This is a genomic window from Halomonas sp. V046 (genome assembly GCF_052645355.1).
The window spans coordinates 1-20,770 of the sequence record NZ_JBQXYF010000018.1; the positions used below are offsets into that span (position 1 = coordinate 1).

Sequence of the window (20,770 nt, forward strand, 5' to 3'; positions counted from 1 at the left end):
ACTCAAGCTGGTGTCACCGTGCAAACACTGCTGTGCCACCAGCAGTTTGAACCACTCGTCGTATCGGTTGCTCATGAAAACACCCCGAAGGTTGGATGTGGGTGTCCAACTTTCGGGGTGCAGTTCATTACCTGGCAGGGCCTTGGAATGTGGTAACAGCCGCTGGAATCGCACCAGCTCTCTCCGGGTTATGAGCCCGGCGACTTAACCATCTGTCCCGACTGATGAAACGAAAACGCCCCGGCTCGGAAGCCAGGGCGAAGTCTTAGATGCTGGGGATAGCTTAGAAGGTTCTGATGCAGTTGGCAATACCAAAACCTTTCTGGCGACGTCACCGAGTGTCATCTATGTTTAAAATGCAACTTAAATAACAAGGCATTAAAAATGCAAGCACATGATTCGTTCATGCTCAGCTTTTTGGCTTACAAACTAGCATCGATACTATCTGGAACCTTTATTTGCTGGATGGGTTTTAAGCTTTTTGTGAAAGGATTTCATGGACCATCTGGCGACATAGATGCCACGTTCTCAGGAGGCAATCGAATATATATAAAGAAAATTGCGCCCGGATCTTTTTTCTCGCTGCTTGGAGCTGCAGTAATTGGCGTGACGCTATACAAAGGACTTGAAGTGGAAACGTCAGGAAGTAACAGCCAGCCAACGAGCGAAACAGGTTCATCAATCACTTTGCCAAAGCAACTTCCATGAGGCGTACTTATGAGAATAACATCAGTATTCATTCTGTGTTTTTTGGCCAGCACCCCTGTGCTTTCTAACGAAGAATCTAACAAAATTGGCGAAGACTACTACAACAAAGGGATTGAAGAGCTAGAGAATGAAAACTATGTGGCTGCGCTAAACAATTTATATGCTTTTCGCGCAATGAATGACGAATACCTGGGCTCAAACTCAAGCATCAGCCAGCGACTGAATGAAGCTATAAAAGAGCTTTCTGATTCAATTAACAATGCTGTCAACGGATTCTGGGGAAAAGCGATCGCCACTGGTGATGGCAACCAAGGAGGAGCTAACGGCTCTATAACTCCTGTAGTTCATCAAAGTGATGACCAAATATTCATCTACACGGGACATGGAAGCTTTTCTTTAGGCGAAGATAACTATCAAATGATGAGCCAAGAGGAACTTCGCAGTGAAATACAAATAAAAGACAACCAGATAGAAGAGCTAAACGAACAAGTGAAAAGAATACTAGAAGGACGCCAACCAGAATAACAGACCTCAGGAAAAACATCAAATTACTACAAAATCCAAAAATCGAAAGCGCTGTTTTCTTGGCATTACAAGGAACGAAGGCCGGCCACATCCACTAAAACTGAAATGACCGACCATTTTGACACCGACAGCGGCTATGAAGGACTTTAAAAAAATCGCTCTTAGTTTTTTTACAAACGATTTATCAATCACGCGGGCCCCGGCAACTACGCTGCGGCATAGATCAGTAAAGCCACCGTGCCAAGGGACTGTTCCTCATAACGATCAAGGTTCTTTAGCGCGAAACCCCAGACCGAACCCCATGACGCTCGGTCATGACGGGTCCAGAACCTAGTATCAATATCCGTTCCATACTCACGCCTCAACCAACTCCTGATAGCATTCGGCGCTGGCAGCCCGGCTCGCCGATACGGCCAGGTCGTCTCGCTGTGGTGGTAGAGGGCTGCCGCGCACAGGTACCGGAGCGTCTCCAGCTGCTGCGCCGTAGGCCTGCCCTTCCCCTGCCCTGGTAGCTTTACGCCGTCGGCCAATAGCTGGCGGTACAAGGCAATCTCGACAGTCTCCCTGTCCTCATCCAGTTCGTAGCGAGTGAATGGCCCAAAGCAGTAGCGAGCCAGGGCCGCCAGATGCGGAGGCAGCGCCTCGACCCGGCTCATCACGGCGCCGGCCTCAAGGCCGTGGACGATACGCCAGTCGTTGTTGCTCTTCTGAGTCGTCTGGACTCGAGCACCAAGCTGGGCAATTTCCGTCGCCCCTGCCATCACACTGCCCCGCTGCGCCTGATAGGCGTCAAAGATCATCTGTCGTGCGCTCAGGTATCGCATTGGCTCTCCCGTTTCCTACCGTTTCCCAAATCGTTTCCCGTTTTCCCGATTCGTTTCCTTTGGCATCGGAATGCCCTCTTTCCAAACCGCTCTAGCACGCCGTTCATCCGCCACTGGGAGCGTTTTCTGCCACCGCGTAAAAAAGGCGCGCCGCTCCTTTCTGGTGTTTCCTCTGAGCGATATCGCACCGGCGATCATGCTCCACACACAGCCTTGCTTTGCTGGCCAGGGTGCTCGTCGCGGGCCAGACATCTCGCCACTCCTCGTCGTAAACCTCGTTGATGACCATCCCTCTAGGAATCATCAAGACCGATAGCGGTGGCAGGCCGCGTACTCCTTCACGGACCGTCCTGGGTCTTACTCGGAAATGGTTCATGCCGCAGTCCTGAACCGGATGCGGCGATGGCCGGCAGCAATATCTTCGCCCTCTCCTACCGGGATGATCTCCACCCATGTGCCTGTCTCAGCCTTCCGATCTATCTCTGGCGGCTCCAAGATGATCCGACGCACGAACTCACCGCGGTCATCGGGCAGGAGACCGGCGGCAACTAGTCCGTCCTCCAGGTGCTTCATGCTCAAGCTGTAGTTGCTCGTATCCCGCCGCCGTACTCCTTTCCCAAGCCTGGGCGTGAACACCAGATCTACCTGGCACTCAACCGGAGTAAGGCCCGCCCGGTTCACAGCGTTGCGGACGATAAGGTGGCAGGTATCCACCTCACGCTTACGTCTGCTCCAGTGCTGACGAGTGCCCACGTTGGTGCTACTGGCCAAATACGGCACGAAGATGCGCATCAAGCGGCCTCCTTCTCGTCGATGAATTCCCAGGCTCGGATCAGCTCCGATCGGATGTCACCGCTGAACTGCCTCACTCCGCGGGCAATGACATGGCGTAACCAATCAGGCTGGTAACGCTGCAACTCTGGCAGCCGGTGAATGTCCTGGTGACACGGTCGGCAGGTTGGCATGGCGAAGCTGTCCGGAGCTGTGGTGCCCATACCGGATAGCCCCCAATGCAGGCCGATTACGTGGTGAGCGTCATCCGCCGGCGCACCACAACGGCAGCACGGCAGAGTGCGAACGAACGCAAGATAGGCTGGGCTGCGGAAGCGCTTGTCCTTCGCTGGAGAGACACAAGGCTGTTTGTGTTTCGTGGAATGGCGATTCTTTGACGACAAGCCTCGCTTCACCGGTTTGCGAGCCATTGGTGCCTTGGCCTTGAGTGGCGTTCTGCGCTGGAGGGGCTGGCCACGGTTCATCGACTTCCCTCCTTGGTTGCTCGCTTCAAAGCCTTCTTGATTGCCTCCCGGTTGTGCTGTCGCTCGACCTGTCGGCTGATCCAGGTGAGAGCCAGCACGATGCCAATGCCGAGGAGGACGGCGCCGGCGAGGAATGTGGTGACAATGGTCATGCGGCCTCCCGGTATTGATCAGGCCCGATGCCTTGGAGCCCTGGATCAGTGAGGTGGAACCCAAGACCTGTGAAGTGCTGCCACATGGCATTCAGGTATTCCGTCTTCTGGCTCTTGTTCATGCCCCGGGTCACCGGCCAGTCGAACGGCGTCATCTGGAGCTCGAGCTTCTGCTCGTAAGGAAGCGGCTTAATGACGCGATCATAAGCTTCGCGATACGCCTCGCTGTCTCGGCGCAGAATCGGAATGCCGTAGTGAAGCTTGCAGTAGCCGCGGTATTCCTCGGCCGTCATGTCGCCCTGCTCTGCGGCTTGCTTGCACCACAAGCGCTGGAGACGGTTCTGGTCCAGGCTGCGCTTCTGCTTGCGCTTCTGGACCACCACCTCGACGTCACCCCACGCGTCGATGGCCTGAGCTAGGACGCTCGGGAGCCGGGCCACGATCGACAACGAATCCTTAATACTGCTGGCCCGGCTGACGAAAGGCTTGGCGTCTTTCACGCCGCACCTCCGGTGCCGCCGTCCCATGCGGCCATTAGTCGATACTCGTGCGGCCGGGTCCCACCAGGGCCCGGTGATTGACGATTGGCGATGGTGACGCCCTGGGCTCGAAGGTCGCGGATGCGAGCAGAGATGGCGGCATGGCTATCCATCTGGCAGAAGCGGGCCTGAATCGCATCGCCAATCTCGTGCAACTGCATCCAGTAGGTGGCGTCCCGGAGGACGATGTAGGTCCGGCCCAGCTGGTTGTTGGGGTTATCCAGACGACGATTACGACGGGTGCTGAGGTTGATGACGGTTCCCATGGCTATGCCGCTCCTCGTTGCTTGGTCTGCATGTTTTCGATCAATCCGGACAAGCTGGAATCAGTAACGCGCTTCACCTGGGTGCCGTTGGCCAATGCGCCGCGGCCCTGGTCGATTACCTGCTTGGCCCGGTGCTCATCACCAATCAGCGTGATATTCTTTCCGGGCATCCGGCCCCGGGTGTGCTGGCCGATCTGGGCGTTCTGCTGCGTGGAGATGCCCGGGAGAAATGCCGGCCATTGGTCAGGCTTGTGGATGGCGTAGGTGCGGTATTGAGCCTCGAACCGTTGGCGTAGCCACACGATGTCCTTCTCGCTTTCCACCATGGCGATTTTCGGCCAGCCGCCCATACGCTCGATCGCTGCGTGAATCAGGGGATCGTCAAAGGCCACGTCGCTGTAATGCCCAACGCTGCGGATGGCGCGCTCGACCTTCGCCCAGGCGTGCAATGTGCGGCTCTGGCTGTCGCCTCGGGCGAACTTGATGACGTCACCCGGTTTCGGCGGGAACTGCCCCGTGTCAGGGCTCTGGATGTGCAGGGTCAGTGCGCGCCGGACTTCCTCGATGTCCAGGTGCTTGAGTGCCTGGTAGACCAGCTCAATGGTTCCGGACGTCACGGTGCGGTTATAGATCTCCTGGGCTTGGCCCCAGATGTCCGCGAACTTCTTGAAGTCGTGATCGGTCATCACCAGTGCCCTCCCTCGGCTTCGTAGACCTGGCCGCCCCAATGACTGGTACCCGCTCGGCGATTCTCCACGGCCTGACGTACCGCTTCCTGGTTGGCGGCGTGCACGCGCTCTGCTGCGTTCATGCCCGCACCTTGGCGCTGCTGGGTGCTGAGGCGACGAACAAGCCAGTCAGCTTTGACGCCTTGCCATCCGGCGAGCACGGTTTCATCCAGCGCTTGGTCTGGTGTCAGGTCCGGAATGCGTTCGGCAGCCCGAAGGGCCTCGTTCACATTCAGGTTCAGCGCTCTCTGGGTCAGAGGCTTCTTCAGCGCCTTGCGGTGCTCGATGAATCCCTGGACGGCCTCCGGAGTAACACCGCCAGGCAAATTGCTCAGATCGAGCTGGATTGGTTTACCCTTCCCCGGCTTCGCTTCGGATGGCTTGGAAGGCTTTTGGTCCTGGTCGGATTTTGGCGAGCGCCCTTCCCCCTCGACCGAAGGGAGAGGGGGTATGTCTTTCATGTCTTTAGAAGCGTTACCAATTTGGTAAGACTCAGATTTACCGTTTTGGTAAGAGTCGTACCGTTTTGGTTGAGGCTCGCCAGTTTGGTAAGTCTCGACCGGATTGCCCTGTTTCGGGGGTGGTGTCTTGCGGCTGGGTTCGTGCAACTTCCACTGGTCAGCATGCTTGTTGAAGGAAACCGGTGAGCGGCTGCCACCGTGACGAGTCACTACATTTTTCTCCACGAGTGCCGCCAGTGTTTGGCTGGCCTTGGTGTCGGGCAGGCCTGTCAGCTTGCCCAACAGGCCACCAGTGACTCGCGCCTGCTTACGATTCCAGCCGTAGGTCAGCCGGATGACCGCCAAGACGACTCGCATCTCCCGCAACGTGAGTGGTGCCGCCATCACTTGCTCCATAAGCTCGTTGGCGATCCTCGTGAATCCGTCTTCCACTTGAGGGCTCCTGCCAGGCCTGCTAGGGCCAGGCTCTTGGCCGTCATCACGACGGTCTGGGAACTGGAAAATCTGCGCTGGCTCGGTCATAATTGACTCCTCTCTGAGCCCCGGCACACGGCCCCTACAGCCCGCCGGGGCTTTCTTTTTACGGCCTTAGTTGGATTCCCCCCTCCTCCAGCTCCCGCTAATCTGGTTTGGCTAGGGCTGCGACCCCTAGCTGTCACCGATCGCAAGGTGGCGAAAGGGCTCTGCAATCCGGAGCGTTTCGGCTCTCGCCATCCCATGGCGTTGGCCAAGGGCCACCCCCAGTGCGGTGGCGTGAATCCCGGAATTAACCGCTGCTTGCCCGCCTGCTGATCCCTCGTTGCTAGCGCGATATCAGCGAGCGCTTGGCAAAGCGCTATACAAATACAGGTCTTCCAAAGACCTGAGGCCTCAGGTCGCTGACACGGAGTACTTCCCGTGGAAATGCACCTGAACCTGGCTGTCACCATCGACGTCGCACAGACGATCTCCGCGTTTGCAGCACTGTTGATCGTTATTCGTCGCACGAAGTGACTCCAAAAAGTCCTGATCGGGGTAGCCAGCCCCGACCAGGCATCCACTTGCCCTGATAGGCCCTACCTTCATAGAGACCGAGCATCACGCTCGGCCACCCTCCACGACTCTCAACTGTGGCTTGCCTCGCTGGCTTCGCAGGGCGTACAGCTGGCCTTGGACGGTTTCGAGGCACTTCTCCAGCACCACGTCCTCCACTGCCATTCCCCGCATCACTGCTTCTCTCCTCGCCGCCTCCTGGGCTTCGGGAGTCAGCAGGCCCAACACTTGCTGCATTGATCCGCGATCCAACATCGCGCACTCCTTGGCCCTTTCAGGCCGTGTCTCGTTGATCAAAACTCTTCATTAGCGATTGCTCAGCCATCTTGGCGAGCATCTGGATTAGCTCGTCGTGCTGGTCATCCGTTGGGACTTCACCGCCAGCCAGCTTGGCCAACAGCGCTTGGCGGCGTTCGCGCATGACCTCGAGGCCAACCATCGTGGCGTCGTGCACAGTCGTCGCGAGCTTGCCGTCATAGCGCATAGCCGCCTCCGCTTGGATGAGCTCGAACTCGTCATCGGTGAATCTGGGTTTGACGAGGTGCTGTAGGTGCTCGCCTTCCGGCTTGCAGCGACGATCACTGAGGTGTGAAAGCATGGGCAGTTCCTTCTCTTTCAAGGTGGTGGCTGCGGCCTTCACAGGCAGGCGGATGGAGAAACTAGGCGGCGATCGCCGTGGTGAAGAGGTCTTCAATAGACACGTCAACGCCACAGGACCGGACCACCTCAATAATCTTTTGAGCCACCTCGAGGCTCGGCGCGCGTATGCCAGCCTCGTAGTTGCCGATTGTGGATTGACCAAGGCCGCAGGCTTCGCCCAGCTCTCTCTGAGTCATGCCTGCCTTGGTTCGGAGGGAACGAATGTCCATGCCATCGCCTCATTGTGTTTCAAATCAGAATATCACGTTTCGTGGTTGTGTAAACCACAAAACGTCGAGTGCGGCTAACACAATCCGTGTTGATAATGCTGACTAAGGGACACCTTCCGTGTCATCGGATCGCTCCAACCGAGCTCGACTAATGGCAGGAGAGATACAAGTGGCGGCATCGACGATCGGCGACCGCATCAAAGAAGCCAGGCAGCGTGCAGGGATGACCCAGCCTGAACTGGCAAGAGAATGTAAGTGGGCTTCTCAGGGGCGCGTTTCCAACTATGAGCGTGGCCTGAGAGAACCTAAAAGTGGGGATGTGGCGCTACTGGCGAAAGCGCTTAGTGTCAGCGAGGGATGGCTCTGGACCGGTGAGGATGGTGCGAATAACGTCACCAACCTGAAGCCGCGACAATCTCCGCGGAGTGACGAGGTAGAGTTTTTCGGCAGCCTAGACCCCTGGGATGACAACACTCCTCTCAGCGGTGATGAGGTAGAGCTGCCTCTATACCGAGAAGTCGAGCTAGCCGCCGGCGCGGGGCGCACGCAGGTCATAGAGAACCATGGGGCGAAGCTGAGGTTTGCGAAGGCCACCTTGCGCCGCGCCGGAGTCATGAAGGAGAACGCCGCATGTGCGTACGTGAATGGCGATAGCATGGAACCCGTGTTGCCGGACGGCTCTACCGTCGGCGTCAACACCGAAGAAAAATCCATCAAGGATGGCAAGCTCTACGTCATCGACCATGATGGGTTGTTGCGTGTGAAGCTGCTGCACCGGCTTCCTGGCGGTGGCCTGCGGATTCGCAGCTATAACCAGGCGGAGTTTCCAGACGAGGATCTTGGTCCTGGCTGGCCAGAATTGGTCGAGATCAAGGGGCGTGTATTTTGGTCCAGCACCATGTGGTAACGCTGACCGAGAGGGTGTAATCGTCTTTGGGGCTGTACTCATTGGCGTGTCACTCGACACCCCTCAGCCCGCCCTGTGTGGAGGGCTCTTGCTACGCTAAAAGCTCTCCATCCACAGGAAGGGAAGGATCATGCGTAAGCTCATCGCCTATCTCGTTGTTACAACTACGCTTGTCCTCGCTGGTTGTGCCTTCGCTTGGGACGGCTACGACAAAGACAGCAATAGCGATATCACCATCGAATCTGAAAATCCCATCCGCACTGGTAGCGAAATCGAGTACTACGACTGGGACTCAGGCGAGTACCGCCGCGCAGAAGTCGAGAGCACCAGTAGCTACGGCAACACTGTCGAGCTAGAAATCTACGACTACGACACTGGTGAGTACCGGATCTTTGAGATGGAAGAATAGCCCGCCTCTCCGCACAACCAGATCCCTTGAGCCCGCTTGAGCGGGTTTTTTTATGCCTATTTTTCAATGGACTGCTTCAAGACCCTCTCAAATATCACAATTTGTGGTTGACGAAAGAAACACATTACGTGATATTGGATCACATCCGAGGCGTGAACGCTTCGGAAGGCTCCAACAGGGCCGCGCTCTTTAAAATCACGAGATCCCCCGGTGCTTGGGCCAATGCATCCGCTCACGAGATGAGTGCTTTCGAGAGTCCCAAGCGGGGCGTCAGGCGCACGCCGAGAGGTTAGAGCCTGGCGCGGGTGGCACCGGCTGTAGCGAAGCCGCTTGATTGAAGACCTCGCCGGGGTCAGTACCGGAAGGTTTTCGGGCTTAGCCTTGGCAAAGCCCGTATGAGTTTGACGTGATCCGCTACGCAGTGCGGCGCATGGCCTGCCGCCTGGGCCGAGAATACAGGCGGCGTCTGTAAGGCCATTCGTTCAGAGTGGTCTGCCAGACGCCTGAGCACTACCCGTTACAGGCGCAACCAGGAGGCTGGTGACAGGAATAGCTACGACTAATACAGCTGTTACCACACGCTTTTCCTTGCCTGCATACCCTGCAACACCCTTGAGCGAGCATCACATCTGATGCGGTAAGCGACGTGAATTCCTCGACCTCAGGGCACTGGCCTTCAAATTGTACTTCTTGGGTGAATGTCTGCGTTTGGGAGTCAGTTGGTGTCGGTTGATCTGCATATGCAAAAGAAAGCGACATCACCATGCTAGCAAGCATGGCTATCACAATTTTCTTCATGGAATACCCCTAGCGTATATTAATTTATTAGTAATGCCTCTTTGGGCACATCTAACGCTCCCACCCTTACGCTCCTAAGCCAATAGCCCATTAGTCGCCTGATAGAAACACTTTAGGCGGCTTCAGCCCTGTCATTCTTTCTATTCCCTGCGTCTTGCCTGGCTATGTGCCGGGCTTTTTTATTTCCGGAGGTCGCCATGGCCAGCAGATATATCGTCCGCGAGACGCCGACCGGGCGCCCTTCCGTACCTCGCCCCGACCTGGGGCTCCACTCCAGCCGCAAGGTAGCAAAAGCCGTGGCTAAGACGTTGCCGGTGGACACAGAAATCGTGACCGTCAGGAGGTCAGCATGAAACGCAATCCCGTACTCATAGAGTTGAAGGCGCAGCAGCTGGCCCGTGGCGAAGTCATCAACGCGCGGAATAGGCCGATCATCGGGTGCCGAGCCCATCTTCCGAAAGACCCGGTGAACGCCGCGAGAGCAGCCACGTTCCAGGCACGCTGGCATGGCCAATCAGAGCCACTACTACAGCTAATCCGGGGATAGCGATGCCAGCCGTTTCTCCCCCTCCCATGACCCGCCAAGAAGCTCAATGCGGCGTCATCCACCACATGCTCATAGAGCACGGCCGGAAAAGAGCATCAGAGCTGATCCTCATCAACGGCAAGGCCTACCGACTGACCGTCGAGAAAGTGGCCCACGACGACATGCCGGCGGCGACCCGCCAGCTGATACAGGAGATGACCGATGAAGAAGTTGATCGCTGAAATCGAAGAGCTGGTCGCGGAAATCCCACACCAGTGTGGCCTGACCGCCAGCACAACAAGATCATTCGGCGAGGACGGCTGGCAATCGCTCCAGGTACAAGTTTGCCTTGTGCCGCCTGGCATCGAGCCGAAACGCGACGACTGGCTCTTCCTGCACGCCAACGAGGAGCACCACTTCTCTGGGCTGCGCGATCGTCTGGCTCAGTTCATCGCCGAGCATCGCAGAACGGAGGCCGCATGAGCTTCGTGACGCAGGTTGCCGGCATCCCCTGCCGGTGCGAGGTGACGTTCTACAGCAGGCCGGCACCGATGCGAGTCACTGGCTCAGGATTTGGCGATGCCGAACCGCCGGAAGCGGGTGAGTTCGAGTACCGGATCCTCGACCGTCGAGGGCGCCATGCGCCGTGGCTCGAAGAAAAGCTGGTGGAAGCGGACCACGATCGTCTGCTTGAGGAATCCCTCACTCTGCAAAACAGAGCCGCATGAAAAAGCCCGTCACCAGGTGGAGCTGGTGGCGGGCCGGATGATCCACACGATATGAATCAGCGAGGAGTATCCCCCGATGAACCAACCCGCACAAGACCACCAGCATCCGGGGCGACAGCAGACGCCGTTCCAGATGATGGCTACGCGCCTAAGCGTCGATCCCGAGACGGTACAGAACCTCATGACGCAGACGCTCATGAAGGCCAAGGGCGGCCAGCAGCAGGTCACCCACGAGGAGCTGATGGTCTTCATGTCCATCGCCAACGAGTACCGACTTAACCCGCTGGCGAAGGAGATTTACGCCTTCAACAACCGCGGGGCCATCCAGCCGATCGTCAGCATCGACGGCTGGCTAAAGATCATCAACACGCACCCGCAATTCGACGGCATGGAGTTCGACGACAAGCTAGATAACCAGGGCGGGCTGCTGGCGATCACTTGCCGCATCTTCCGCAAGGATCGGAGCCGGGCCACCGAGGTCACCGAGTACCTCAACGAGTGTCGCGACCAATCCGGGAAGTCGGAGCCGTGGAAGAAATGGCCGGTTCGCATGTTGCGTCACAAGGCCACCATCCAGTGCGCCCGCTACGCCTTCGGCCTGTCGGGGATCATCGACGAGGACGAGGCAGACCGGTACCGAAGCACCAATCTCGAGCGCGACGTCACGCCGCCGAAGGAGGAGCCGCAAGCCCTGCCCTTCTACCCGGCCGAACAGTTCGACGACAACTTTCCGACCTGGCAAGCCGCCATCGAGGCCGGCAAGCGCACTCCCGAACAGGTCATCGGCTTCCTCACCAGCAAAGCCCAGCTCACTGACGAGCAGAAACAGCAGATCCAGGAGGTAAAGGCATGAAGATCGTCAACGTCCAACAAGGCAGTCAGGAGTGGCACGACCTGCGTGCCCAGCACGACACCGCTAGCGAGGCCTCGATCATGATGGCCTGCTCGAAGAACGTGAAGCGCAACGAGCTTCTTCACATGAAGGCCACCGGCTCCGAACAGGAGTTCAGTGAGTGGTTTCAGAAGAACGTGCTCGACAAAGGACATCGCATCGAGGCCAAGGCTCGTCAGATCGCGGAGCACATTGTTGGCGAGGAGCTATACCCGGTCACTGCGGTGTCGGATGACGGCGCTCTGCTGGCCTCGTTTGATGGCATCACGATGCTTGAGGATGTTGGCTGGGAGTGCAAGCAGTGGAACGCCTCAAAGGCTGAGGCTGTGACGTCGGGAGAGGTGCCGCAAGAGGACTACTGGCAAGTGGTTCAGCAGCTGATAGTGAGCGGCGCAGAAAAGTGGCTCTACATGGTCACGGATGGCACCGAGGAAAACACGGTCAGCACTTGGGTCACTCTCGATAACTTCCACGCAAGACAGCTGCTCGCCGGGTGGGTGCAGTTCCGCACCGATCTCGAGACCTACCAGCCCACCGAGCAAATGGTCGCGCCCCAAGGCGAAGCACCCTCAGCCCTTCCAGCGCTCAAGATCCACCTCGACGGCGCGGTAACCGCCAGCAACTTGCCCGACTTTAAGTCCCGCGCGCTGCCGATGATCGAGGGCATCAAGACCGAGCTCGCCACCGACAAGGACTTCGCCGACGCTGAGTCCACGGTCAAGTTTCTGCAGAAAGGCGAGAAGCAGCTCAAAGCTTCGAAACAGGCGGCGCTCGAGCAGACCGCCAGCATCGCCGAGGTATTCGCCACCATCGACGAACTGTCCGAGACCATGCGCCAGAAGCGCCTGACCCTGGAGAAGCTAGTAAAGGCCGAAAAGGAAAATCGTCGCCTGGAGATCCAGCGCAAGGCCACCGCATCGTTCGATGACTTCCTGGCCGAGCTGGACTGCCCGTTCGAGCCGGCTCACAGCCTCAACATCACCGGTGCCATGAAGGGCAAGAAGACCATCGCCACCCTTCAGGCTGCTGCCGACGACGAGGTAGCCCGAGCCAAAATCGAGGCTAAACAGGAAGCCCAGCGTCTCGCCGATAACAAGGCTCTGATCGAGCAGCATCAAAGCAACTACGCCTTCCTATTCAGCGACTGGCGCGACCTGATCCAGCGCGATGCCGAATTCATCAAGCTGCAAGTCGAAAACCGTATTGCCCATCACAAGCAGGAGGAGCAGAAGCGGCTCGACGCCGAGCGCGAGCGTATTCGTCAGGAAGAGGAAGCCAAGGCGAAGAGTGAAGCAGAGCGAAAGGCGCGCGAGGAAGCGCCGGCACCGACGGAAGGCGAGCCGGCCATCGGGACCCACGGCTCGAGCGCAAGTCAGCCCAGCTACCGGAGGCCGATCGACACCAGCCGCATCGCCCAGGCTGCCGACACCTTCCAGCGCGGCAGTCAGATGGCCAAGCCGGCGACGGTCGAAATCACGAAGAAGGAACACGAGGTGCTGCTCGCCGACCAAGCTCGCCTCCACGCCCTGCTGGACGCCGGCGTGGACAACTGGAGCGGCTACGGCGACGCCATGGCCAGCCTCAAAGCAGCCTAACCCCTACCTTCTGGAGCTGTGACGATGCCCCCTATCCTGTTCTTCGATACCGAGACCACTGGCCTTCCGGACTGGAAGGTTCCGTCGGACAGCGAACACCAGCCGCACATCGTGCAGCTGGCCGCCATCCTCGCCAACGCCGACACCCGCCAGGAGATCGCCACCCTCGACCTGATCATTCGCCCCGACGACTGGGAGATCCCCGACGAGGTGGCCGAGATTCACGGCATCACCCACGAAAAGGCCATGGACGTCGGCGTGAACGAGGAACTGGCGGTGATGCTCTTCCATGAGCTGTGGGCGGGGCATCGCCGCGTCGCCCACAACCGCACCTTCGACCAGCGGATCATTCGCATCGCCATGAAGCGCTACGGCTTCGGCGAGAAGCCGATGGAGGAGTGGGCCGACAAGGACACCTTCGACGACACCATGCTCATCGCCAAGCCGATCATGGAGCTGCCGCCGAAGGGAAAATACGGCTGGAAGTCTCCGAAGCTCGTTGAAGCATACCGGTTCTTTACCGGCAAAGAGCTTGAAGGTGCTCACTCAGCCATGGCTGATACCCGGGCTTGCATGGAAGTTTATTGGGGGTTGCTCGACCACCGCGCCAAGGCTGCCTGATCACCCACCCTAGGGCCTGTTCTGGCCCTGCCCCACCCTCCTAGAGGCAATCCCAATGTCTCACCCAACAGACGTGGCCAGGTTCTTTGAGGACCTGGACGGCGGCGTGCTGGCCGAGAGCCTGGGCGTCATTCTCAGTCACGCCGCGGCAGCAGCCACGGACAACCCGAAAAAGAAGGCCAAGGTCACCTTGGATCTGAGTATCGAGAACATCGGTTCCGGCAGTCAGGTGGGCGTGCTCCATAAGCTGTCGTTCAAAGTGCCGACTGCCCACGGGGCCACCGCTGAAGATCACACCACCGAGACGGTCATGTACGTGAACACTGGTGGCGAGATGACGCTCGAGCCGAAGAACCAGCTCGACATGATCGGCCACTCTCACCGCAAGTCCACCCACCAACAAAAGGAGAGCGACCAGTGAGCCTGACCAAAGAAGCCCTTCAGCATTTAGAGCAGTCCCACAAGACCGGCACCGAAGTGGCCGAGGGCCACGCACTGATGCTCGGCAGCGACTTCCAGATGGCGGACCTGGAGAAGTGCCAAGACCACCGCCGCCGGTTGCGTGGCAAATTCGACACCGAGGGCCTGGCATCCTTCATCGCCTATGTGTCTGGCCGCGCACCCGAAGGTGTGCCGGTATTCATCGACCGCGACCAAATGGCCGCCCGCAGCTATCTCGACATCGGCGAGCAGACGCGCGCTGGGCATTGTGAGCACGTTGCCACCTTGACCCTGCCCAAGACGCCGGAGTACAGCGCCTTCCTGCGCGCCAACGGCAGCACGTTCGACCAGGAAGAGATGGTCGCCCTGATCGAGGACTGGGGCCACCTGATGACCTTCGCCAACAGCAAGGGCGATGCGCTGGATCTACGCAAGGTGATCCACGCCTTCCGCAAGGTCTCCATCGACGACCTGACCAGCATCGACAGCGAGAAGCAGGAGCACAGCTCGCAAGTCGGCGTAATGAGCAAGGTCACGGTGAAGAATGCCGAGCGCCTGCCGGCGGTCATCACTTGGCGCTTGGCACCCTACGAGGAACTGGAAGAGCGCAAACTCGAAATGCGCGTCGCAAGCCTGAGCAAGGGCGGCCCCGGCTTTCGCCTTCGCGCCATAGCCCTGGATGCTGCAGAGAAAGAGGTCGCCCAGGAATTCGCCGACACGATCAAGCAAGGGCTGCCGAGCTACGAATGTCTTATTGGCGTTTTTGCTCCCTGATCTCTGCAAGGTCTATGTGGAGCCTTAATGGACCCTACTTCTGGAGACGTTTATGGGCAAGCAGCACCAGTGGACGACGGCCGAGCACCAGGAGGGTAAAATAAGCACTACTAAGGAAAATATCAAAATTATATTTCTAATCAGCCGATAAGAATGACCTGAATCAATCATCAAAAAAAACCTCATGATGAGAGATGGTCATTTCCACTGTCTCTATCATGTTTTCTATATCTAATAGATCCACATCCAGCTTTGACAACCTCCGCTTTGCTACTATTAATTCTAGCTCATGTTTTTTGCCCTCTTCTGACGAGGAATGCCCGTGCCCATGCAAGCTTTCATTGTAACGCCAAAACTTATTCTTAATTATTTCGGAGCGCACCTTCTCTCTTTCCAGTTGCAACTCTGACTTTTTGACATACAGCTCATCAAGCTTGCTCCTCAGTTTCATAACTTTGCCATTGGGGTAAAGATATTCGTGATTTATTGTGCCTCTACGCCCGCTCTCAGATAAATCCTCTTCTATTTTACCTGCATTAACGCTGTGACTGTGAACGTGGTTGACTCGAGATATTTGCTTGGTTTCTTCAGCAAGGCTAGACTCCTCAGCAACATCAAACTCAACAGAAGCTCTACTTAAGAACCTTTCTGGCGTATAAAACAAAATATCCTGTCCAGAAGCCGAATAAAACTCTTGAACTAGTTCAGGCCTAGCTGAGATCAATTTTCCATTGGCTATTTCCCACCAATCTTCCTTCTGATCATCCGTGACAAATATAACTGGCCGGCCTAACCCCTCCACACCTTTTAACAACTGAGTCCAAACTATATAATCTCCATACGCGCTGATTTTTTCTGACAACGTTCCCCCGACCTTATCTTTAACCCAGTCTTTATAGCCCGGCGGTGTTTTGTTTTCGTATCTTCTTTCTCCTTCGCTGATCAGACCATCTAGCTCACCAGCCTCCGGAGAATCCCCAACGCAGTCCGTAAACAAATCTACAATCTCAGCCAGCGCCCCATCATCTGTCAAAAGTTTTTCATAACTTTTCATCCCCGACTCTAGATCACCATTCAATTTCTCAAATGAAGCATGAAGATCCTCTTGAACTTCGGGGCTTACAAAGGGGTGGCTTCTTTTTGCGTCCAGTTTTTCGCGAAAAGATCTTAGCTCTGCCAATGAATTATTGTACAGCTTTATCTGATCAGAAATAACCTTTAATCTATTGGTAAAAAACTCTTCTAGCACACGATGCGGAACCCAAAGGCGGCATTTCATTTTTCTAAAAAGATCTAAAAGCTCAGCTTTGGCATCTGGAGAGTATCTATAGATGTTTAGCAAGACATTTGCATCTAAAACAATAATAGCACTATTCCAAATCTCTTTGATGCACGCCTCATCTTTTGGAACAAAACCAGGAAATTTATTCTTCATCACCCCCCCTAATAAGAAGTTTAACCTTAATTCCTTAACCTTCATTTTACATCTGAATAAAAACAGAACAACAAACATCGCTCTGGAACTCGTTTACTACTAAGGCTTGACAAGACAAAAAACCACCTAGCCAACCGAAAAAATGGATTTCTAGGGCTTGTACGAAACACCGTCACCTACGGGCATTGCTACGGCCGGAGAGTGCCGTCACGGATACCCCGCTGAGCGGACGCTGCGGCATCGGTGGCCACCATCGAATAACTCGTGTTCCGAGAGGGTGCGTGCTGCTGCATGGCCAGCGTTTAGAAGTCTACTGACCCCAGGGTTTAACCGGCTTAATAAGCAGCGGCGTCATGCCCGAAGTGGCTAAGAAAGGCTGTCGGGATGACCTGCTATTTCTCCGGAATCAGGGGATTGAGGAGAAAAATTGAAAGCTGGTCCAGCCTTGGATGATGTGGAGCGCGATTGCCAGGCTGCTCGAAAGCAGCGCGACACCCTAGCGTCTGCTGAGGAAACTGGTGCTATCCAAATACCAACCTAAAGGCTGGTTTTCCTCATCCTGGTCACGAAAGGAACTCAGAATTTCAACAAATTTTTGTGGATTCTCGCAGTATGCATGGGTTATCATACCGCAACTTGAGCTGCCTCAATTTTCCGAGGATCTGGTAATGTTTATACACAATATAAGTTTTTCAAATTTTTACTCTTTCTACGAAGAAAGTCTCATTGACTTCACTACCACAGAAAGCAAAGCGACCCCGTCAACAGATCTATGTTGCGGGAGTTACGTTAATAAAATAAATGGTGTATTTGGTGCAAATGGGTCGGGCAAGACTAACGCTCTAAAAGCCATTGCCTTTTTAGATTTTATGGTGTTCTCATCTTTTTTAGGAATGGAAGAAAAAGAAGACATACCACTGGAGACTCATGCATTACACCAAGACGAGCAATCGAATTTCAAAATCGAATACAGTCATGGCGACGAAACTTTTCGCTATTCCATTTCTATTGAGAAAAAAAAGTTAAAAAGCGAAACCTTGCTTTTTAAAAATAAAAAAACAGGAAAGTTTAACACTATATTTAAGCGCTACAAAAATGGTGGTGAATTTATATTATCATCGCCAAGAAAAAGCATTCTTCCGAGCTACGCGGAAAATTTCTCAAGAGATAATGTTTCACTCTGCTCCTATATATTGAGCGCCGAGAAACAAAATACCTTAGAGGCTAGATACCCTTTACTTAACTCCGGAATATCAGCTTTTTCTGCATTAAGAACCAACGTAGTGTCTAGCGGGAAAAATGATGACCTTGAATCTGCCATCTATAACCTATCTAAAAGTTTAAATGAAAAAAACTCTATTGCCCTAAAACTTATAGAGCATGTGGTAAGAAATATTGACCTCGGAATAGACCGTTTGGAAGTTAGAAAGATCCCTGTAATAGATGACAAGAAAGCTGCTGAGAGAGATCTTTTATTCGCAACACACCGAGATGAGAACGATGATTTTTTCTCTATCCCTGTTTTCGAAGAATCAACTGGAACTCAGAAAATACTATGTGCGTTGTGGCGCCTTCTACCAGTTATGTTCACAGGTGGCGTTGCCGTCTACGATGAGCTAGATAGTGACCTGCATCCTTACATGATGCCGTTTATAGCAGAGCTTTTCATGAACCATGAGGTAAACATTGGTCGCGGACAGCTAATTTTTAGTGGCCACACGCTCGAATCTATTAAAGATCTATCAAAGCTACAGGTGTTTTTTGTAGAAAAGCACAACCTACGAAGTGAAATATTTAGAGCAGATGAAATAGAAGGCTTGCGCTCCGACGATAACCTTTATAGTAAATATATTAAAGGGGCATTAGGAGGAGTTCCTGAGCTTGACGCTTCAGAAATATCTGTCGCAAAAATATTAGACGATATTAACGAGATCAAGGGGAGGCAATAATGGCTCCCAAGAAAAAAAGGACAATATCTCAAGCCACAATACTGATAGTCGTTGAAGGTTATGTAGAAAAAGCTTTTGTATCTGTTCTGAGAAGCTATTACTCAAAACCAGGATGCAAAGTAAATATAAACAACAGGTGCGGGGGAAGTTCTGATAGTGTGGTTAACTTCGCCTGCGCCGAAGAAAGTGGGAACGAAATAGTCGCGGCAGTATTCGACGCTGACGTACCACTTTCTGCCGAAGTTTCTGCAAGATCCAGAAGGTGCGGTATAATTCCAGTAATAAGCACTCCATCAATAGAAGGAACTCTTCTTGATATTTTAGAAGTTGAGCGTGATAACAATACAAAAAACTGCAAGAGACTTTTTAAAGGAATTATTGGAGAAGGAAAAACAACCTACAAAGGCGCGCATAAAACGCTATTCCCCAAGTCACTTATAGACAGGAAAAGGAGCGACGTAAAAGCACTGAATGATTTGATATCTGCCATTGAAAGGAAAAAATAAAATAACCAAGTATTTACTGCTTTTTCTTTTGCTGGGGCGTTAAAAATTAGTTATCTAACGCACTGAGGCTTATCAGTCCGGCAATCGTAATCATCGCTATAGCCTGTAGCTTACGTGCATTTTATCGTAAATTATTTAAATAGCAGAACAGCAATTAAAATTAGAACGCTTACAATATAGCGCATCAACCATTAGATTCTAGGTATCCGACGATTAATTGAGAGACAATATTAATGTTAACCGACCGCCTACGAGGCGGTTTTTTTGCCTGAGGCCCTGCATGTCCCTCGCAGGCCTGATAAGGAGAGGTAATTATGATGCTATTCCTGGCCAGTGACGAGATTGAAGAGCTCACCGGTCGAAAGCGTCGGAAGGAGCAGTCAGCGGCTCTCGATCGTATGGGGATCCGCTGGAAGATGAATGCAGCAGGAAGCCTCATCGTCGGGAGACGTCACGTTGAGCAGGTGCTGTGTGACGAAGGTAACTCCGACCGGCAACGCACGCGACCAAACCTGGAGGCACTATCTCGATGACGGAGAAATTCGGTGTTCCCCGAGTGTACTGGCGCAAGGGGGCATGGCGGTACATGTGCAATCAGCACCAAAAAGCGCTCTTGGGGAAAAGCTGGATCCGGCTTGGAGAGACACGAGAAGAGGCCCTTGCCACACTGAAAGAATGGGAGGCCAGACTATTCCCGAAAGCCGGGATGGGCCGCCTCTTCGATCGCTACGAAGCGGAGATCATTCCAGCGAAAGCAGCTGAAGCAACACGAAAGGCCAACAAGCAAGAACTCAAGCGGCTACGCGCGGTGTTTGGTGAGTGTGAGACCGGCGACATTACCGTGCACGATATTTTCGCCTTCATGGATGCCCGTGGCGCCCAATCGAAGACGCAAGCCAATCACGAGCTCGCCCTTCTCAAGCATATCTTTCGCTATGCCCAGCGCTGGGGAGTGATGGAGCACAACCCGGCAGATCCCGTGGCGAAGTTTAAACTGAAGCCCCGCGACCGCTACGTGACAGACACCGAGTTTCGACGCTTCCTGAAGCACACGTCCCCGTGGGTTCGTCGATATGCCCTTTTGAAGTACAAAACCGGGCTGCGCCAGGCTGACATGCTGAAGCTGCGCCTGGATCAGCTGTCGCCCGATGGCATCGCACTACGGACCAGCAAAGCCGGGAAGCTGGCTATGATTCCATGGGACGATGAGCTACATCGCCTCGTGCAACAGGTCAAAGCGGACAATCTCGTTCGAGGCCGGCAGGGCCCGACCCTGTTCTGTAAGCGAAACGGGAAGCCGTACGATAAAGACCAGTTTCACAGCCGCTGGCAGTACGGTATGCGGCTTGCCATCAAGGAAGGTCAGATCGAGCGGTTCACAGAGCATGACTTGCGCGCAAAGCACGCGACCGATGCTGAGCGTCAGGGGTTGGACGTTCAAGCCAACCTGCAGCACAGCGATCGGCGTACGACCGAAATTTATCTGCGTGCCAAGCAGGTGCTAAGAATTTCTGCACTGGAGGCAGAGGGGTTCTTTTCCGAGTGAAAAGGAGCAACAAAAACCCAGACAACAGTCAGGGGTAACAGGCACAAAGAGCAACGGTGCAACAGAATATCGTTGCACCCACATTACCTAACCACATGATTATAAAGACAAAAAATATTCAAATCTACTCGTCTTGAAAACCGGCGTAGGTTAATAGCCTACCCAGGGTTCGAATCCCTGTCCCTCCGCCACCTTATTCAAGGGGATCAGCGACTTAGCTGGTCCCCTTTTCTTTGTGTGCGGCTTTTCCATATACGGGCTCTTTGTGTGCTGGCCCAGGAAC

Annotated in this window: 27 protein-coding genes and 1 tRNA gene; 16 read left to right on the forward strand and 12 right to left on the reverse strand. The window is 54.6% G+C overall.

What is annotated here, in order from left to right:
* Positions 1 to 150: 150 nt before the first annotated feature.
* A tRNA-Ile gene (locus ACUN9Y_RS19705) sits at positions 151 to 226 on the reverse strand.
* A 158-nt stretch (positions 227 to 384) separates the two neighbouring features.
* On the opposite strand from ACUN9Y_RS19705, the gene ACUN9Y_RS19710 reads away from it, so the two are divergent.
* Both ACUN9Y_RS19710 and ACUN9Y_RS19715 read left to right on the forward strand, forming a co-directional pair.
* Positions 385 to 708: a hypothetical protein gene (locus ACUN9Y_RS19710; RefSeq protein WP_445462441.1), complete on the forward strand. Its 324-nt coding sequence runs from the start codon at positions 385 to 387 to the stop codon at positions 706 to 708.
* A gap of 9 nt (positions 709 to 717) precedes the next feature.
* Positions 718 to 1,233 (forward strand): hypothetical protein, encoded by a 516-nt coding sequence (locus ACUN9Y_RS19715; protein WP_445462442.1) that lies wholly within the window; start codon positions 718 to 720, stop codon positions 1,231 to 1,233.
* Positions 1,234 to 1,439: 206 nt separating this feature from the next.
* Here ACUN9Y_RS19715 and ACUN9Y_RS19720 read toward each other — a convergent pair whose 3' ends face one another.
* The 10 genes from ACUN9Y_RS19720 to ACUN9Y_RS19765 all read right to left on the reverse strand — a co-directional run bounded on the left by ACUN9Y_RS19720 (position 1,440) and on the right by ACUN9Y_RS19765 (position 7,360).
* Positions 1,440 to 2,057, reverse strand: coding sequence for a hypothetical protein (locus tag ACUN9Y_RS19720; protein WP_445462443.1), 618 nt, complete (start codon positions 2,055 to 2,057; stop codon positions 1,440 to 1,442).
* 372 nt (positions 2,058 to 2,429) lie between these two features.
* Positions 2,430 to 2,849, reverse strand: a complete 420-nt coding sequence (locus ACUN9Y_RS19725) for a hypothetical protein (RefSeq protein ID WP_445462444.1) — start codon at positions 2,847 to 2,849, stop codon at positions 2,430 to 2,432.
* Positions 2,849 to 3,313, reverse strand: coding sequence for a DUF968 domain-containing protein (locus ACUN9Y_RS19730; RefSeq protein WP_445462445.1), 465 nt, complete (start codon positions 3,311 to 3,313; stop codon positions 2,849 to 2,851). Before ACUN9Y_RS19730 ends, ACUN9Y_RS19725 begins: the two co-directional genes overlap by 1 nt.
* The gene (locus ACUN9Y_RS19735; protein WP_445462446.1) at positions 3,310 to 3,465 is read right to left on the reverse strand and encodes a hypothetical protein; all 156 of its coding nucleotides are present in this window, start codon (positions 3,463 to 3,465) and stop codon (positions 3,310 to 3,312) included. The genes ACUN9Y_RS19730 and ACUN9Y_RS19735 overlap by 4 nt, the downstream gene beginning before the upstream one ends.
* Complete coding sequence (locus ACUN9Y_RS19740; RefSeq protein WP_445462447.1) at positions 3,462 to 3,965, reverse strand: hypothetical protein; 504 nt, start codon at positions 3,963 to 3,965, stop codon at positions 3,462 to 3,464. The genes ACUN9Y_RS19735 and ACUN9Y_RS19740 overlap by 4 nt, the downstream gene beginning before the upstream one ends.
* The gene (locus tag ACUN9Y_RS19745) at positions 3,962 to 4,270 is read right to left on the reverse strand and encodes a hypothetical protein (protein WP_445462448.1); all 309 of its coding nucleotides are present in this window, start codon (positions 4,268 to 4,270) and stop codon (positions 3,962 to 3,964) included. Before ACUN9Y_RS19745 ends, ACUN9Y_RS19740 begins: the two co-directional genes overlap by 4 nt.
* A 2-nt stretch (positions 4,271 to 4,272) precedes the next feature.
* Positions 4,273 to 4,956 (reverse strand): DUF6475 domain-containing protein, encoded by a 684-nt coding sequence (locus tag ACUN9Y_RS19750; RefSeq protein ID WP_445462449.1) that lies wholly within the window; start codon positions 4,954 to 4,956, stop codon positions 4,273 to 4,275.
* Positions 4,956 to 5,891 carry a replication protein gene (locus tag ACUN9Y_RS19755; protein WP_445462450.1) on the reverse strand — a complete coding sequence of 312 codons (936 nt, stop codon included), beginning with the start codon at positions 5,889 to 5,891 and terminating at the stop codon, positions 4,956 to 4,958. Before ACUN9Y_RS19755 ends, ACUN9Y_RS19750 begins: the two co-directional genes overlap by 1 nt.
* 874 nt (positions 5,892 to 6,765) lie before the next feature.
* On the reverse strand, positions 6,766 to 7,089 hold the full coding sequence (locus ACUN9Y_RS19760; RefSeq protein WP_445462451.1) for a hypothetical protein: 324 nt from the start codon (positions 7,087 to 7,089) through the stop codon (positions 6,766 to 6,768).
* A gap of 61 nt (positions 7,090 to 7,150) precedes the next feature.
* Positions 7,151 to 7,360, reverse strand: coding sequence for a helix-turn-helix transcriptional regulator (locus ACUN9Y_RS19765; RefSeq protein ID WP_445462452.1), 210 nt, complete (start codon positions 7,358 to 7,360; stop codon positions 7,151 to 7,153).
* 169 nt (positions 7,361 to 7,529) lie between these two features.
* Here ACUN9Y_RS19765 and ACUN9Y_RS19770 point away from each other — a divergent pair, with 169 nt between their 5' ends.
* The 10 genes from ACUN9Y_RS19770 to ACUN9Y_RS19815 all read left to right on the forward strand — a co-directional run bounded on the left by ACUN9Y_RS19770 (position 7,530) and on the right by ACUN9Y_RS19815 (position 15,051).
* Positions 7,530 to 8,267, forward strand: coding sequence for an XRE family transcriptional regulator (locus ACUN9Y_RS19770; RefSeq protein ID WP_445462453.1), 738 nt, complete (start codon positions 7,530 to 7,532; stop codon positions 8,265 to 8,267).
* Between the two features lie 130 nt (positions 8,268 to 8,397).
* Entirely contained in the window at positions 8,398 to 8,676 is a 279-nt protein-coding gene (locus ACUN9Y_RS19775; protein WP_445462454.1) for a DUF5334 family protein, read from the forward strand.
* A gap of 1,347 nt (positions 8,677 to 10,023) precedes the next feature.
* Positions 10,024 to 10,242 (forward strand): hypothetical protein, encoded by a 219-nt coding sequence (locus tag ACUN9Y_RS19780; RefSeq protein ID WP_445462455.1) that lies wholly within the window; start codon positions 10,024 to 10,026, stop codon positions 10,240 to 10,242.
* Positions 10,223 to 10,483 (forward strand): hypothetical protein, encoded by a 261-nt coding sequence (locus ACUN9Y_RS19785; protein ID WP_445462456.1) that lies wholly within the window; start codon positions 10,223 to 10,225, stop codon positions 10,481 to 10,483. Before ACUN9Y_RS19780 ends, ACUN9Y_RS19785 begins: the two co-directional genes overlap by 20 nt.
* A complete protein-coding gene (locus ACUN9Y_RS19790) occupies positions 10,480 to 10,728 on the forward strand; it encodes a hypothetical protein (protein WP_445462457.1) in 249 nt (82 codons plus the stop codon). Before ACUN9Y_RS19785 ends, ACUN9Y_RS19790 begins: the two co-directional genes overlap by 4 nt.
* A gap of 76 nt (positions 10,729 to 10,804) precedes the next feature.
* A complete protein-coding gene (bet, locus tag ACUN9Y_RS19795) occupies positions 10,805 to 11,581 on the forward strand; it encodes a phage recombination protein Bet (protein ID WP_445462458.1) in 777 nt (258 codons plus the stop codon).
* Positions 11,578 to 13,215 carry a YqaJ viral recombinase family protein gene (locus ACUN9Y_RS19800; protein ID WP_445462459.1) on the forward strand — a complete coding sequence of 546 codons (1,638 nt, stop codon included), beginning with the start codon at positions 11,578 to 11,580 and terminating at the stop codon, positions 13,213 to 13,215. The genes bet and ACUN9Y_RS19800 overlap by 4 nt, the downstream gene beginning before the upstream one ends.
* A gap of 24 nt (positions 13,216 to 13,239) precedes the next feature.
* The gene (locus tag ACUN9Y_RS19805) at positions 13,240 to 13,836 is read left to right on the forward strand and encodes a 3'-5' exonuclease (protein ID WP_445462460.1); all 597 of its coding nucleotides are present in this window, start codon (positions 13,240 to 13,242) and stop codon (positions 13,834 to 13,836) included.
* Between the two features lie 106 nt (positions 13,837 to 13,942).
* Positions 13,943 to 14,257, forward strand: a complete 315-nt coding sequence (locus ACUN9Y_RS19810) for a hypothetical protein (protein WP_445462461.1) — start codon at positions 13,943 to 13,945, stop codon at positions 14,255 to 14,257.
* A complete protein-coding gene (locus ACUN9Y_RS19815; RefSeq protein ID WP_445462462.1) occupies positions 14,254 to 15,051 on the forward strand; it encodes a DUF2303 family protein in 798 nt (265 codons plus the stop codon). The genes ACUN9Y_RS19810 and ACUN9Y_RS19815 overlap by 4 nt, the downstream gene beginning before the upstream one ends.
* Before the next feature lie 163 nt (positions 15,052 to 15,214).
* Here ACUN9Y_RS19815 and ACUN9Y_RS19820 read toward each other — a convergent pair whose 3' ends face one another.
* A complete protein-coding gene (locus ACUN9Y_RS19820) occupies positions 15,215 to 16,564 on the reverse strand; it encodes a PIN-like domain-containing protein (RefSeq protein WP_445462463.1) in 1,350 nt (449 codons plus the stop codon).
* A gap of 590 nt (positions 16,565 to 17,154) precedes the next feature.
* Here ACUN9Y_RS19820 and ACUN9Y_RS19825 point away from each other — a divergent pair.
* The 4 genes from ACUN9Y_RS19825 (at position 17,155) to ACUN9Y_RS19840 (ending at position 20,487) form a co-directional block, all read left to right on the forward strand.
* Entirely contained in the window at positions 17,155 to 18,435 is a 1,281-nt protein-coding gene (locus tag ACUN9Y_RS19825) for an AAA family ATPase (RefSeq protein ID WP_445462464.1), read from the forward strand.
* On the forward strand, positions 18,435 to 18,941 hold the full coding sequence (locus tag ACUN9Y_RS19830; RefSeq protein ID WP_445462465.1) for a hypothetical protein: 507 nt from the start codon (positions 18,435 to 18,437) through the stop codon (positions 18,939 to 18,941). Before ACUN9Y_RS19825 ends, ACUN9Y_RS19830 begins: the two co-directional genes overlap by 1 nt.
* A gap of 314 nt (positions 18,942 to 19,255) precedes the next feature.
* Positions 19,256 to 19,474: a DUF4224 domain-containing protein gene (locus ACUN9Y_RS19835; protein ID WP_445462466.1), complete on the forward strand. Its 219-nt coding sequence runs from the start codon at positions 19,256 to 19,258 to the stop codon at positions 19,472 to 19,474.
* Positions 19,471 to 20,487 (forward strand): tyrosine-type recombinase/integrase, encoded by a 1,017-nt coding sequence (locus ACUN9Y_RS19840; protein WP_445462467.1) that lies wholly within the window; start codon positions 19,471 to 19,473, stop codon positions 20,485 to 20,487. Before ACUN9Y_RS19835 ends, ACUN9Y_RS19840 begins: the two co-directional genes overlap by 4 nt.
* Positions 20,488 to 20,770: the final 283 nt, after the last annotated feature.

Excerpts from the sequence above, each read along its gene's own strand:
- ACUN9Y_RS19765 (WP_445462452.1), bottom strand. The coding sequence starts at position 7,360 with ATGGACATTCGTTCCCTCCGAACCAAGGCAGGCATGACTCAGAGAGAG.
- ACUN9Y_RS19830 (WP_445462465.1), top strand. The coding sequence starts at position 18,435 with ATGGCTCCCAAGAAAAAAAGGACAATATCTCAAGCCACAATACTGATA.
- ACUN9Y_RS19835 (WP_445462466.1), top strand. The coding sequence starts at position 19,256 with ATGATGCTATTCCTGGCCAGTGACGAGATTGAAGAGCTCACCGGTCGA.
- ACUN9Y_RS19825 (WP_445462464.1), top strand. The coding sequence starts at position 17,155 with ATGTTTATACACAATATAAGTTTTTCAAATTTTTACTCTTTCTACGAA.
- ACUN9Y_RS19745 (WP_445462448.1), bottom strand. The coding sequence starts at position 4,270 with ATGGGAACCGTCATCAACCTCAGCACCCGTCGTAATCGTCGTCTGGAT.
- bet (WP_445462458.1), top strand. The coding sequence starts at position 10,805 with ATGAACCAACCCGCACAAGACCACCAGCATCCGGGGCGACAGCAGACG.
- ACUN9Y_RS19780 (WP_445462455.1), top strand. The coding sequence starts at position 10,024 with ATGCCAGCCGTTTCTCCCCCTCCCATGACCCGCCAAGAAGCTCAATGC.
- ACUN9Y_RS19820 (WP_445462463.1), bottom strand. The coding sequence starts at position 16,564 with ATGTTTGTTGTTCTGTTTTTATTCAGATGTAAAATGAAGGTTAAGGAA.
- ACUN9Y_RS19790 (WP_445462457.1), top strand. The coding sequence starts at position 10,480 with ATGAGCTTCGTGACGCAGGTTGCCGGCATCCCCTGCCGGTGCGAGGTG.
- ACUN9Y_RS19800 (WP_445462459.1), top strand. The coding sequence starts at position 11,578 with ATGAAGATCGTCAACGTCCAACAAGGCAGTCAGGAGTGGCACGACCTG.
- ACUN9Y_RS19840 (WP_445462467.1), top strand. The coding sequence starts at position 19,471 with ATGACGGAGAAATTCGGTGTTCCCCGAGTGTACTGGCGCAAGGGGGCA.
- ACUN9Y_RS19720 (WP_445462443.1), bottom strand. The coding sequence starts at position 2,057 with ATGCGATACCTGAGCGCACGACAGATGATCTTTGACGCCTATCAGGCG.
- ACUN9Y_RS19775 (WP_445462454.1), top strand. The coding sequence starts at position 8,398 with ATGCGTAAGCTCATCGCCTATCTCGTTGTTACAACTACGCTTGTCCTC.
- ACUN9Y_RS19710 (WP_445462441.1), top strand. The coding sequence starts at position 385 with ATGCAAGCACATGATTCGTTCATGCTCAGCTTTTTGGCTTACAAACTA.
- ACUN9Y_RS19730 (WP_445462445.1), bottom strand. The coding sequence starts at position 3,313 with ATGAACCGTGGCCAGCCCCTCCAGCGCAGAACGCCACTCAAGGCCAAG.
- ACUN9Y_RS19805 (WP_445462460.1), top strand. The coding sequence starts at position 13,240 with ATGCCCCCTATCCTGTTCTTCGATACCGAGACCACTGGCCTTCCGGAC.
- ACUN9Y_RS19760 (WP_445462451.1), bottom strand. The coding sequence starts at position 7,089 with ATGCTTTCACACCTCAGTGATCGTCGCTGCAAGCCGGAAGGCGAGCAC.
- ACUN9Y_RS19735 (WP_445462446.1), bottom strand. The coding sequence starts at position 3,465 with ATGACCATTGTCACCACATTCCTCGCCGGCGCCGTCCTCCTCGGCATT.
- ACUN9Y_RS19715 (WP_445462442.1), top strand. The coding sequence starts at position 718 with ATGAGAATAACATCAGTATTCATTCTGTGTTTTTTGGCCAGCACCCCT.
- ACUN9Y_RS19750 (WP_445462449.1), bottom strand. The coding sequence starts at position 4,956 with ATGACCGATCACGACTTCAAGAAGTTCGCGGACATCTGGGGCCAAGCC.
- ACUN9Y_RS19785 (WP_445462456.1), top strand. The coding sequence starts at position 10,223 with ATGAAGAAGTTGATCGCTGAAATCGAAGAGCTGGTCGCGGAAATCCCA.
- ACUN9Y_RS19725 (WP_445462444.1), bottom strand. The coding sequence starts at position 2,849 with ATGCGCATCTTCGTGCCGTATTTGGCCAGTAGCACCAACGTGGGCACT.